The 13,131-nt window shown below is 44.2% G+C and carries 11 protein-coding genes; 3 read left to right on the plus strand and 8 right to left on the minus strand.

The features are described 5' to 3' along the window. Positions 1-3: 3 nt before the first annotated feature. The 5 genes from glgD to DWB64_RS17595 all read right to left on the minus strand — a co-directional run bounded on the left by glgD (position 4) and on the right by DWB64_RS17595 (position 5,741). Positions 4-1,131: a glucose-1-phosphate adenylyltransferase subunit GlgD gene (gene glgD / locus DWB64_RS17575; RefSeq protein WP_129489530.1), complete on the minus strand. Its 1,128-nt coding sequence runs from the start codon at positions 1,129-1,131 to the stop codon at positions 4-6. Positions 1,132-1,142: 11 nt separating this feature from the next. Continuing rightward, positions 1,143-2,288, minus strand: coding sequence for a glucose-1-phosphate adenylyltransferase (locus DWB64_RS17580; RefSeq protein WP_129489531.1), 1,146 nt, complete (start codon positions 2,286-2,288; stop codon positions 1,143-1,145). Next, a complete protein-coding gene (glgB, locus tag DWB64_RS17585) occupies positions 2,285-4,153 on the minus strand; it encodes a 1,4-alpha-glucan branching protein GlgB (RefSeq protein WP_206736697.1) in 1,869 nt (622 codons plus the stop codon). The genes DWB64_RS17580 and glgB overlap by 4 nt, the downstream gene beginning before the upstream one ends. Positions 4,154-4,653: 500 nt before the next feature. Further along, positions 4,654-4,911, minus strand: coding sequence for a CD3324 family protein (locus DWB64_RS17590; RefSeq protein ID WP_129489532.1), 258 nt, complete (start codon positions 4,909-4,911; stop codon positions 4,654-4,656). A gap of 152 nt (positions 4,912-5,063) precedes the next feature. Further along, entirely contained in the window at positions 5,064-5,741 is a 678-nt protein-coding gene (locus DWB64_RS17595; RefSeq protein ID WP_129489533.1) for a hypothetical protein, read from the minus strand. A 321-nt stretch (positions 5,742-6,062) separates the two neighbouring features. Here DWB64_RS17595 and DWB64_RS17600 point away from each other — a divergent pair, with 321 nt between their 5' ends. Both DWB64_RS17600 and DWB64_RS17605 read left to right on the plus strand, forming a co-directional pair. Beyond that, positions 6,063-6,836, plus strand: coding sequence for a threonine/serine exporter ThrE family protein (locus DWB64_RS17600; RefSeq protein ID WP_164980479.1), 774 nt, complete (start codon positions 6,063-6,065; stop codon positions 6,834-6,836). 9 nt (positions 6,837-6,845) lie between these two features. Further along, positions 6,846-7,274, plus strand: coding sequence for a threonine/serine exporter family protein (locus tag DWB64_RS17605; RefSeq protein WP_129489535.1), 429 nt, complete (start codon positions 6,846-6,848; stop codon positions 7,272-7,274). A gap of 114 nt (positions 7,275-7,388) precedes the next feature. Here the strand turns inward: DWB64_RS17605 and DWB64_RS17610 are convergent, their stop codons facing one another. Next, a complete protein-coding gene (locus DWB64_RS17610) occupies positions 7,389-9,083 on the minus strand; it encodes a M3 family oligoendopeptidase (protein ID WP_129489536.1) in 1,695 nt (564 codons plus the stop codon). A 145-nt stretch (positions 9,084-9,228) separates the two neighbouring features. Here DWB64_RS17610 and DWB64_RS17615 point away from each other — a divergent pair, with 145 nt between their 5' ends. Further along, positions 9,229-9,498, plus strand: a complete 270-nt coding sequence (locus DWB64_RS17615) for a 2Fe-2S iron-sulfur cluster-binding protein (protein ID WP_129489537.1) — start codon at positions 9,229-9,231, stop codon at positions 9,496-9,498. Positions 9,499-9,538: 40 nt separating this feature from the next. Here the strand turns inward: DWB64_RS17615 and ppk1 are convergent, their stop codons facing one another. Together ppk1 and DWB64_RS17625 are read right to left on the minus strand one after the other, a co-directional pair. Further along, positions 9,539-11,548 carry a polyphosphate kinase 1 gene (gene ppk1 / locus DWB64_RS17620; RefSeq protein ID WP_129489538.1) on the minus strand — a complete coding sequence of 670 codons (2,010 nt, stop codon included), beginning with the start codon at positions 11,546-11,548 and terminating at the stop codon, positions 9,539-9,541. Continuing rightward, positions 11,545-13,053 (minus strand): hypothetical protein, encoded by a 1,509-nt coding sequence (locus tag DWB64_RS17625; RefSeq protein ID WP_164980480.1) that lies wholly within the window; start codon positions 13,051-13,053, stop codon positions 11,545-11,547. Before DWB64_RS17625 ends, ppk1 begins: the two co-directional genes overlap by 4 nt. Between the last annotated feature and the right edge of the window lie 78 nt (positions 13,054-13,131).

Genomic DNA, 13,131 nt, shown 5'->3' on the forward strand with positions numbered 1-13,131 from the left:
CAATCAGATAACTTGACTTTTTTTGATGACAAACGGTATGCCACCATCACCCATCAGTATCTTTTTGTTTCCAATAGTAACGTTCTTGTCGGCGATCACGTAGTTGAGATGGGCGGTTTCACCGATCTTGGCATCCTGCATGATGATCGAGTTTCTTACAATCGCACCTTTTTTTATGTGCACTCCCCTGAAGATCACAGAATTTTCAACGGTTCCTTCGATGATACATCCGTTAGCGACTATCGAATTCGTCACGCTGCTTGTAGGAGAATAGAATGCGGAAGGCTCATCCTTGATTTTAGTGTAGATTCTTCCCGGTCCGTCAAAGAGCTGCGAGAAATTACGTCTGTCAAGTAGGTCAAGCGTGGATTTATAGTAATTGCTGATCGTATTCATGCACATGGACGGACCTGAGTACGGAAAAGCGTTCACTTTGAGCTTGTCCATGTAACTGAATACCGCTTCCTTTAAAAAGCTGATATTGCCGCTCTGATAAGCCTCTGTAATGATCTCCACCAGCAGATCGCGTTTCATGATATAGCTTTCCATCGAAAGACAGTATTCCTCTTTGGAGCCGAAGTTCAAACCGATACTGTTCACATTGAGGTTCTCATCCACATCCAGCAGATCAAGGCCGATATACTGGCTCATGTTCTGTCCGTTTGAGATATGCTTGCAGATGATCGTAAGGTCAGCGCCCGATTCCTTATGGTACTCTATCGCGGGGGAGTAATCGATGTTCATGATCATATAGCTTCTTGAGATCAGAACGTACTCCTGCTTGGCGTGGGCGATGAAGCCGAGATTGTTCTTAAAGTTCTCAAGGTCGCCATACTTTCTGACCATGGTGCTGTAATCCACCATCGGATGCAACATGTAAAGTCCGTCGCGTTTTCTGTCTAAGTTCCAGTATTTACCTGGGCCCAAATGGTCTTGCAGGGACCTGAACTTGTGTTTTGTAAAGATTGCTACCTTTTGGATATCACTGTTTACCATATTGGATAAGGTAAAGTCGATCACTCGGTAACGCCCGGCAAAAGGCAGGGCTGCAATCGGTCTGTTGAGTGTTAAGTCTTTTATCTTCTCTTCATTTTCACTGAGGTTGATTATCCCCATTACGTCTTTTGACATTTTGTCTCCCCCTACTTCTCAAAGAATAGCGAATCGTCTGGATTTCCAACAAGAACGATATCATCCGAATCAGGATCGCCGACGATCTCTCCCGGTTTGATCTCGTAGTCCCCCATCACGATCGCTCTGTGGACTTTAGCGCCTTTACCGATGCGGACTTTTGGAAAAATAACCGAATCTACGACTTCAGCATCCTTTTCCACAATGATTTCAGTGAACAGGATCGAGTGTTTGACTGTCCCCATGATCTCACATCCTTCATTCACCATCGCATCTTCCACTGTCGCTTCTTCACCGATATATTGAGGAGGCAGGTCTTCATTTTCCGAATAGATCCTCCAGTTGCTATCGTACAAGTCAAATTTATTGTTTCTGTCGAGCAGATCCATATTTCCATCCCAGAAGCTCTTTATCGTACCGACATCCTTCCAGTAGCCGTCAAAGATATAGCCGTAAAGGCTCATACCCGATTCCAGCATGTTCGGTATGATGTTCTTGCCGAAGTCGTGGTCCGAGGTGGGATCGATGTTGTCTTTGATCAGCTGTTCACGAAGCGCCTTCCAGCTGAAGATATAGACACCCATCGAGGCGAGATTGCTCTTTGGATTTTCAGGTTTCTCATCAAACTCATAGATTTTAAGGTCATCATGCGTGTTGAGTATTCCAAATCGAGACGCTTCTTCCAACGGAACCTCTATCACACTGATTGTCACATCCGCGTTCTTATCCTGATGCGCTTTGAGCATTTTGGAGTAATCCATCTTATAGATATGGTCTCCTGATAGGACCAGCACGTATTCCGGATTGTACATTTCGATGAAATTGATATTCTCATAGACTGCGTTCGCAGTTCCTAGATACCACTTTCCACCCTCAGCGGAGGTGTAGGGCGGCAAGACTCTCACCCCACCGTATCGTCTATCAAGATCCCACGGAATACCTATGCCGACATGGCTGTTCAGCACAAGAGGCTGGTACTGGGTCAATATCCCTACCGTATCAATATTGCTGTTGGCGCAATTTGATAAGGTGAAGTCGATGATCCTATATTTTCCGCCGTATGGCACCGCCGGTTTAGCAACTTTCGTAGTCAGCGATTTAAGCCTGGCGCCTTGTCCTCCAGCCAGAATCATCGCTATCATCTCTTTACGTTTCATTCCTTTACTCCTTTCAGCTTATCTTTAGGTTTAAGTAAAATCGCCCCTAGCGGTGGCAATGTTATTCTGACTTCAAACTCCTCACCGATCTTTCGCGATTTGATCGGTTGATTGTTGAGAATCCCTGAACCGTAGAACAGTTTGTCATCCGAATTGAAGATTTCAAAATAATCCGTTTCCTCTACGACTTTAAGCGGATAGGATTCCCTCACTACAGGTGTGAAGTTGAAGACCGCAATCACGTAATTCCCAAGCTTGTCTTTTCGCTTAAATGCGATAATGCTCTCACTCGAATTGTCAAATTCGATCCATTCGAATCCACTGTATTCATGCTCCACCTGATGCAGTTGCGGCAACGTCTTATATAGATGGTTGACCGCTTTAAAACAGGTATTGAAACCGCGATGTCCCTCAAACTCAAGCAAATGCCAGTCCAGCTGATCCCATTCGTTCCATTCGATGAACTGAGCGAACTCATTCCCCATGAAATTAAGCTTTTTTCCAGGGTGGAAATGCTGATAGGCGATCATGAGTCTTAAGTTAGCAAACTTTTTCCAGTAATCTCCAGGCATCTTGCCGATCAGCGACTTCTTGCCGTGTACTACCTCGTCATGCGACAAGGGCAGCATGAAATTCTCACTGAAGGCATAATAGATTGAAAAGGTCAGGGCCTCGTGGTGGAACTTCCGTCCTAGAGGATCCGTCTCCATATATTTGAGCGTATCATGCATCCAACCCATATTCCATTTCAGGTTGAATCCCAACCCGCCGTCATGAACCGGTCTTGTCACAAGCGGAAATGCCGAGGATTCCTCTGCAATCATCAAGACGTTCTTATGTAGTCCGAAAATTGTAGTATTGAGCTGCTGCAGAAAACGTACCGCATCGTCGTTGATATCCTTTTCACTGTAGATATCATAACGCCCGGTTGCCATATGCTTGTGCAACATATAGGCTACAGCATCCACTCTGAGACCGTCGACATGAAAGGTATCCAGCCAGAAGTTCGCGTTGCTGATTAGAAACGCCCTTACCTCGGGTCTGCCATAGTCAAAGTTCATCGTGCCCCATTCGATGTTTTCCCTTAAGATCGGGTCCGAGGGTTCATAAAGGGGACTTCCATCATAAATGGCTAGTCCGTGGGCGTCCTTGCAATAGTGTCCAGGAACCCAGTCCAAGATGACTCCGAGTCCCGCCTTATGGCATTCATCGACGAATCTCATCAAATCGTGTGGCGATCCATACCTGCTGGTCACAGCGAAATAACCTGTTATCTGGTATCCCCAGGAACCGTCATAGGGATGTTCCATGATGGGCATCAGTTCGAGATGAGTAAAACCGTGCTCCAGCGCATAGGGAATCAGCTCATCGGCCAGTTCCTTATAATTCAACCAGCGGTTCCCGTCCCTTTTCCAGGAGGATAGGTTCACTTCATAAATTGAAATCGGTTTTTCCAAGATATTTCCGCTGGCACGCTCCTTCATCCACGGTTCATCGGTCCAGTCGTAAGGTGTCATCGGATACACCATGGAAGCGGTATCCGGTCTGACCTCTGCATGATAGGCGAAGGGATCTGATTTCATGAGAACTTTTCCATTTTCAGTAAAAATCTCGAATTTGTAGATCGCGTATGCTTCCACACCTTTGATATCAAGGCTCCATACACCTTCAGGACTTATTCGCTTCATCGAATGGAACTTACCGTCCCACTGATTGAAATCGCCGACAACCCTGACCTCTTTTGCGTGAGGCGCCCAAGTGGTGAAAGTGACTCCGGTTTTATGTATCTGAGCACCCATAAAATGATGTACGTGCGTATGTGTTCCTTCGTGGAATAAATATCGGTCCATTTCTGTAATTTGCATCTCACATCTCCCCATATAATTTATGTTCAAACGTACAGTATCCACTGTCTTAATTGATACCACAATAATAACCAGTTAAGCGTAAAAGCAGTAAAAACAATAATTCTTTCCCTTCCCCCCTTAGCTTACAGAAAATTCGCATAAAGTTGAAGGGGTTTTGAGTAATTTTCTCGCAATTTCGACAATTATTTTCATAGTTTTCCCGGTTCTCAACTATTGCAATTACGTATTTCTATTTATTTCAGGAAAGAAAACGATTTCCTTTTCCTGCCGTTTATAGCAATAAAAAAAGCCCTCTTGACCGAGCGGTTCAGAAAGCCTTTCAGTTTAACTTATTCTATTAAAAAAGCCGTCTCCACCGAGACGGCTTACTAGACCCTTAATGAGTCATCACCTTATTCATCATTTTTTGCCATCTCCTTTCTTGGTGAGAATGTTTGATCGATCAACTACATTATCGCCTCTTCGCAGGTAACTGTCAAAACCTAGAATAATTATAATCAAGATTTCACAATTTTACGAATACTCGACTCAGATAAGAAGTGTTTCTGCGATAATTCTTTGATCGAGATTCCAGCAACATAGTCAGCGTGAATTTCGCTGTTTCTCATTGCCAGTTTTGATTTTGTTCCACTTTTTTCACCCCAACCTATTCTATCGATACCAGATGGGATGTAAATCATGCAACCGTTAACGTATTCCTGAAGCGCCTCTAATAGGTGATCCGGCAATACGTCCTTTCCGTTCAAGTACTGCATGGTAAGCCTCCTTAGTGTATTGTGTGTTTTGTCTGATTATTCTTACCAATGTAACCACCTCCTTTTCAAATTTTAAGTTCTTTAATATTATACCATAGGTTTCTCAATTGAAAATTACAATAATATGACAAATATTCAGTTTTATCAAACAATTACATCAATCCGCTAAGCAGTCGATTGAAAATGATCATAAAAATGGTGTAGCCGATCATGAATCCAAAAGTGATCAGCACATGTAATGTTTTCGTGCCCGACAGAAAATGTCGATCGTTGTCGATGATATGAAACGCTTCCACAGGTCTGAGGATCAAGTCGAGTATGTTTGTTGCGAGCATCACCATGATGATGAGCTTATACCCAAGATCTATCCATGTGACCGCCAGTTGAAGGTATTCGCTTCTAACGGAGCTGTCAAACAGGACGTTCATGATTTCATTGTCCACCAGTGATTTTCCGAGTACTGCGACAAGTGCCAATACGAAGACGGCGACAAATAATACGATAAAACGTAAGAATGTAGAGGATTCCATCCGACTCTTGGCCATAAGCACCTTCATGATCGGGTAGATGCCGTTCGACTTAACTACCGAGTATGCCTTGACATCCATTTTTTCAATATCTTCAGGCATGATTCTCCAGATCGTCCTTCCAATTTCTATCAACATGACTTCGGTACCTATTTTTACATAACCAAGATATCCATCCTTCTCGCCCTTAGTAAGCGATTCGAGATAAATGACTTCCCCACTTTTCAAAGTGATGTTCACAGCATAGCTCTTATTGTCCTTAACAGGCTCCAACTGGTCAATGATATTGTTTTTTATTTTCATTAGTTCCTCCAAATTTCGATGATTATTGCATGTTATGTGACAAGTATGGGTAACTTATTGATAACCTTTTTTAACCGATATAATCTATAAATCTCATATTTGTTTCAAAAGACACCTGATTAGATTTTAAACCATTTCATCATTCTGATAACGTTTCCCTCCGATTTGTTTCCAAATCTTAATCTTAGCCCATTTACAAACATATGATTAGGATTATACTTGAGGAAACAGCATCATTTCACGGAGAAATGGAATCAACATCATGCAATTAGTTCTTATCAATGAATGACAACCGTTCCACTAATTAAGAAAGGGCTTGATATGCCGGATACATTAAAAGCAAAACTCATCATGAACACAGCCCTTCTTGCGGGAAAAACCATGCTCGAAAACGGAGCTGAAACCTACAGGGTGGAAGAAACAGTCGAAAAAATGTGCAGCTCACAGTCCTTTACCGATACCCACTGTTTTTGTGTGCCAACAGGGATTTTCTTTTCAGGAACCTATCAGGATGAGGAGTACACCTTTATCAGAAGAGTGAAGACAACAAGAATCGACTTGGAAGTCATCGCGATGGTCAATCAGTTCTCACGCAACTTCACTTCAGGTCTGATGACACTCGAGGAAGCTCAAGAACGTTTGAAAAACATCGCGTCCACACCCAAGTTTCCCATGTATGTCAGAATGATCTTCAGCGGTGTCGCGGCAGGCTTCTTCGCGATGATCTTCGGAGGTTCCTTCAATGAGTTCGTCGGTGCCTTCCTCACGGGATTTCTTGCAATCGGGATTATCGACATATCCAACTTCAGAATCCAGTCCTATTTTATCAAACATATGTTAGCAGGTTTTTCCATCGGAATCATCGCTATAACCTGCGCCTACCTGATGCAGTGGGGTCATCTTTCTCTTGACGAGGATATCGTCATTATCGGCGGACTCATGCCTTTTGTTCCGGGTGTCGCCATGACAAATGCCCTCAGGGATACTATCTCAGGCGATTTCATCTCTGGTGTCTCAAAACTGTCAGAGGCAATCATCATCGCTGTCGCTATAGCGATCGGCGTCGGTATCGCTCTCAATCTTGTGACTATTTAGGAGGCTTCCATGTTACTTAATGTCTTGTTCGCATTTCTTTCCACCTTAGGTTTTGCTGTGCTTTTCAACATCCCCAGAAAATATCTTTTATGGGCCAGTACTACAGGAGCCACAGGATGGCTCGTTTACCTTGTAACCCTCAACATGAACGACAGCCTCTTGATAGCAAGCTTCTTTGGAGGGCTTGCCGTAGGTATCACCGGCGAAATGCTGGCGAGAATCCTAAGGCAGCCAGCGACACTTTTTGTCGTCCCTGGTATCATTCCGCTAGTCCCTGGTTACGGAATTTACTATACCATGTTAAAAATAATTCAAAAGGATTACACACAGGCCGTCTCTGTAGGATTCGAGGCGCTACTGATCGCCATCGCCATCGCAAGTGCGATCATCATCGCGTCCACACTGGGCCGGGTGATGAAAGAATGGCTGAAGGTTTAGTAACCGTCTGATTCTACACTGGTCCAACTAATCTCTGCAAAAAAAAGAAAACGTTAGCGGAACTCTTTCGCTAACGTTTTCTTTTGCCCTTTGGATCACCTCAGACAGGCCGGTTTAGAATTTGCTGTCATCGATACTGCTAAGATACTCTACCACGTCAGTAGCGATCGTTCTTAAGGTATCTTTTTCAAACGGCTGCTTCAGTCCAGCATCCGCAACCAGCTGCGTGAAAGGCTGGCTTCCGCCCTGCTTGCAGAGGTTCAGATAATCCGAAAATGCTGTGTCCCTATCTAGGTTTGCCTTCTGCCAAAACTGAAACGCGCAGACCGCCGCCAGGGTATAGTCGATGTAATAGAAGGGATCCTTGAAGATATGACCTTGTCTAAACCAGTAGGTTCCAGACTCCAGGAACTCATGTCCATCATAATCCTTGTGAGGCAGATACTCTTTTTCAAGTGTGCGCCATGTGTCGTTTCTCTCTTTTGGCGTCGCATATGGATGTTCATACACCCAGTGCTGGAAGTGATCGACCAGCACTCCGTAAGGGATGAACTTGATCGCTTCTGACATATGCGTGTAATAGTATTTTTCCGTGTCCTCTTTAAAAAAGGAGTTCATCCAAGGATAAGTTAAAAACTCCATGCTCATCGAATGGATCTCACATGCTTCAAGCGTCGGCCACAGGTATTCAGGAACTTGGTGATGCCTGCTTTCATAAACCTGAAAGGCGTGTCCCGCTTCATGGGTAAGCACATCGATATCGCCCATGGTTCCATTGAAGTTCGAAAAGATGAAAGGCGCCTGATAATCAGGGATATAGGTGCAGAATCCACCACCCGCTTTTGAAGGTTTCGCCACAAGATCCATTAGTTCGTTGTCTATCATATGGTCGATAAAGACACCCGTCTCCGAAGACAGTTCATGGTACATGGTTCTTCCCTGCTCGACTATCCAGTCCGGATCTCCTTTTGGAGTGGGGTTTCCAGAAGTGAAACTAAGTCCTATGTCGTAAAACTTAAGCGCATCGATTGACAGCCTAGCCGCTTGTTTTTGATAAAGTGTAGTCATGTTAGGTACCAAATGGTCTCTCACGCTTTCTCTGAAGACACGCACATCCCCATGATCGTAATCCGTTCGTGACAGTCTGTCATACGCTAGGCCGATAAAGTTATCATATCCAAGTTTTAAGGCGATCTGATGACGCAGCTTTACCATCTCATCAAAAATGGTATTGAACTCCTGCGACTTCTCTTCTATCGCAGACTCCATCGCATAGTATGCCTCTTTTCTTTTCTCTCTATCGACCACTTCCAAATAAGGACCTATCTGAGAGAGATTCAACTTCTTGTTGTCATAGTCGATCTCGATGCTGGTCCGTAATTTCGTGTATTCCGTTGAAAGTCTGTTTTCTTTTGCCAGATCCTCTAGTATCTCATCCTTAAAGGTTCTCAGCTTCACAGCCGCCAGATTGAATAAGTGGTCACCAAGTCTTTCTCTTAACTCATCACGCATGGGATCGCCTACAAGGGACTGATAGTAGGTCGTCACTGCACGCTGATAAAAGGGACTGATCGTATCAAAGTGGTTCACTTGCGCTTCGTAAAATTCGTCTGACGTGTCAATCACATGCCTTACATGGGCTAGATTCTCCATGGTTTCAAAGTGATTGCGCTCTTTGTTGATTCTATCGATGGCACTTAATTTATCCTCAACAGTATTGGCCGTCTCAAAAAGCTTCAGTTCCTTATCAAACTCCTTCTGCCATTTGTCGATATCAATTTTCATATACTTCATTTCATTGAATTTCATTTAAACCTCCTTGGTATCTCCTAAAGTCTTACCTCTTCTATTACACCGTTAAGCGCTTAAGCTGTCAAGCACGCTCTTATAAATCCAGTGTTTATTTCAATTGAAATCGGGTATCAGTTACTAAAACATACCTAAAGGAGCTATTATGTCAAAAGTCAGATTTATCACATCGGTCAAAGCGAAAAAAAGTACACCTCTACTAAAGCTATCGAAAAAGGCCGACATCGAAATCAAAACATCCTGTTTGAAAGGAAAATGCGGAAAATGCGTCATTAAGGTCAAAGGGGATGTCTCAGAACCCACCAAAAATGAAATCCGCACACTCGGCAAGGAAAAAATCGACAAAGGATACCGCCTAGCCTGCGAGGTTGAAGTGACAGGTGATGTCGATATTCATATTCCCTGTAAAAAATGAATCTAAAAACACACCTTTTAAATCAAGGTGTGTTTTTTTATTAGTGATAGTGTTCCACTAGCTGATGCTGAGCCGAATACTGATTTTCGGTGCTTGTAAGGCCGATATACTCCCCGCTTTCGAGCATCAAACGAGTCTTCTCCGTCGACTTCAGGTAAAGGTCAAGCTCCCTTCGTATTGTTTCCTTGATCGTCTCATCCTCAATCGGAACAAGCAGTTCTATCCGCTTAATCAGATTTCTGGGCATCCAATCCGCACTTGAGATAAACGTCCTGTGCTTGCCATTGGAACTGAAACAGTATATTCTTGAATGTTCGAGAAAATCATCTATGATGCTGATCACTCGAATGTTCTCACTCATGCCATCCACACCAGGTCTTAAACAGCAGATACCCCGGACAATCAGATCGATCTTCACTCCGGCGCAGGATGCCTCATACAAGGCCTCGATGACCTCACGGTCGACGAGCGCGTTCATTTTTGCGATAATTCTAGAATGGACTCCACGCTTTGACCAATAAGTCTCCTGTTCGATCATCCTGATGATTTCAGGCTTCATGCTTTGGGGAGCTGTAATCAGTTTTCTTAGTTCCGATTCCTTTGTATACCCCGAAAGCATGTTAAAGAATTTCGATGCGTCATACGCGATTTGCTCATTGCATGTAAAGAGTCCCACATCCGTGTAAAGCTTTGCGGTCTTGTCATTGTAGTTACCCGTTCCCAAATGGACATAGCGCCGTATGCCGTCCGATTCCTTGCGTACAATCAGGGTGATTTTCGCATGTGTCTTCAGCCCTGGAAGGCCAAAGATGACATGACATCCATGTCTTTCAAGTTCCTTGGCCCATTGAATGTTGTTCTCTTCGTCGAATCGCGCCATCAGTTCTAGAAGCACTGTCACCTGCTTACCTCGGTTCGCCGCCAGCGCGAGCGCCTTGACAATCGGTGAATCACCGCTTACGCGATATAGCACCTGCTTTATCGCCAACACGCTTGGATCGACAGCGGCCTCGCTGATAAAGTCGATGACTGTCGAAAAACTCTGATAGGGGTGATGTAAATAGATATCCTGTTTTCTGATATCGTCAAAAAGAGTCTCTTTCACTGCATAAACCTCGGGTTCATGTTCGATAACCGGTTCAAACTCCTGCTTGAACGAGTAGACATGAAATAGAAACGTCAAATCCAGTGGTCCGGCAATCGGATAGATCATCTCTCTTGTGACCTCGAACTCCCTCTTAAGGATTTTAATCAGTTCACCGGGCATGTCGGATTCAATCTCCAGCCTGACCACCTCGCCCCATTTTCTTTTTCTAAGAGAGGCTTCTATCACCCCGAGCAAATCCTCGGCACCTTCGTCTTCAATGGTCAAATCACCGTTTCTCGTCGGCCTATAGACGCCATATGAAAGTATGTCCATCCCTTCAAAAAGCAGGCTGCAGAAATGGGTGATCAGGTCCTCTAACAGCACATACTGATGTCTGTCGGACTCTACCCGAACCAGCCGCTTGAGTACAGACGGCACCTGAACGGTAGCAAACTTGTCCTCGTCGTCCTTTAACTTGAAGAGTATGTTAAGGCTCTTGTTGAGCACAAGAGGAAATGGTCGGCTCATATCGATGGCCATGGGCGTGAGCACTGGATATACCATTTCTAAAAAGTAATCCTTCAAGCTGTCCTTCTGATCCTGGTTGAGTTCGGATACCCTTGTGACAACCAATCCAAGCCGAGCCAGTTCGTTTTTCAAAAGAGAGTCTGTGATCTCGTTCTGAAGCGCTGTCGCATCATTCATCTTCTCATGGATAAGACTCAGTTGCTCCGCGGGCCTCAGGCCGGTGATGTCCCTCTTCGTATAACCGGCTTTGCACTGGTCCAATAGCCCGCCGACTCTGACCATATAGAACTCATCTAGATTGTTGCTATAGATCGCACTGAACTTCAGCCTGTCGAATACGCTTTTTCTTGTGTCCAGGCATTCGTGCAGCACCCTTTGATTGAATGCCAGCCAGCTGAGTTCCCGATTGATAAAACGTTCCTTGGTCTTCATCATTCCACGTCCTTCAAAACTATTTCATGACCAAATATGTCAGCGACCGTTTCACTTAAGTAGTTGATCGCCCAAGTCTCAAAAAAATGCTTATGGTAGATTTTCATCGTCATCTTCAACCTGTTCTTTTCAAGTACCGCCTTTTTAAGCAAAATCGACTGTTTTTTTGATTTGTCAGTCGCATCAGCAAGCGCAAGGATCAGTCCAAGCTTGGTGTGTTTTGTCGTAGCTTGCGTATGGTTCAAGTCGTCCGTATTTGCCATATCCCCGTTAAAATAGAAGAACTGCATGGCGATTTCGGCAACTTCCAGTAGCATTTGCTGAGTGACTCCTAAAAGCGTCGCATGGGTGATGCTCTGATAGGTTGCTGCATAATAATTGGTCTGTCTTGAAAACTTGCCGGTCTCATGGAGTATGGCTGCAAGTCTTAAGAGCAGCAAGTCCTTTTCAGTAAAGGATTCTTCTTTTTGGTATGCGTCAAAGATCATCACTGCATTCTTATCCACATGGGTCACATGATTGATTGTAGAGTGATGCCTTTTGGCGATTTGCTTGGCAGCGGCAATGATATCTCTTGTGTAACTGTGGTTTCTGCTGTAATTGTCGATGTTTTCGTTGAGCGCGATGATCATTCCATCCCGAAGTGAGATGTCAGGCACATAGACGAGTTCGCACGTGGTGTGCTTGAAGAATTGATTGAAAACGCTCATCGCGGCAAGCATCTCCTCATAATCCATATGCTCATCCTCAATCCTCATTTTAAGCGCCTTGTCCTGATGATACAGGTCGTCGACAAAGTTAAGGAAGGCTTGGGGTGTGAATCCGTCCTGATGGTCTCCCATCAGCAGATGAGCTCTTTTCACATCAGAACCTACAATCACAAAATGATTGATCTGTTTCCTGATCAAATAGCTCTGCAAATTCTCCGTAGCGGCATAGACGTAATCCTCTAGAATCTGAGGAACATGAATCGTCTCCCTATTGATGGTTCGGATCAACTCTTTGAGCCTTAGCGTACCGATATGGATCTCATTGTTTCTGACCATTTTATTTTCTTTATATACGATGACCTCCGAACTGTTGGAGCCCACTTCGACCAGTAAAACGCCTTCTTTTCTCATTTTCTTATAGTGGGGCAGATGTTCCTTTAAGGATAAGTAGGTTAAAAACCTCTCTATGGGCTCTTCGACGATTTCAATCTGCAGTTTCGCCCTTTTGCCTATCAGCTCGACCACGAAACGTCCATTTCTTGCTTCTCTAAAAGCACCTGTGGCTACCGCCTTATATCTGTCGACATCATATTCACTCATCAGCTTCTTAAAATAGATCAGACAGTCAATCAGCTCTTCCCTTTCTGTGCGGTTGATTTTTCCGCTGTGCAGCACAGATATCCCCAGTGCAAGAGGGTGAATGATATTTTCAAGAAGTTTATATCCAGTTTTTTTATGCTCCACAATTTTGATCTTGATCGCATGTGATCCGATATCTATTGCTGCGAATATACTCAAAACAGCCTCCAATCCAACTCAAGCAGGCAGTTTGAAATCCACCTACCTAACTCTTCGCCTTTTCTTGAAGATACCCTT

It is taken from the genome of Fusibacter sp. A1 (genome assembly GCF_004125825.1).
Classification (GTDB): Bacteria; Bacillota; Clostridia; order Peptostreptococcales; family Acidaminobacteraceae; genus QQWI01.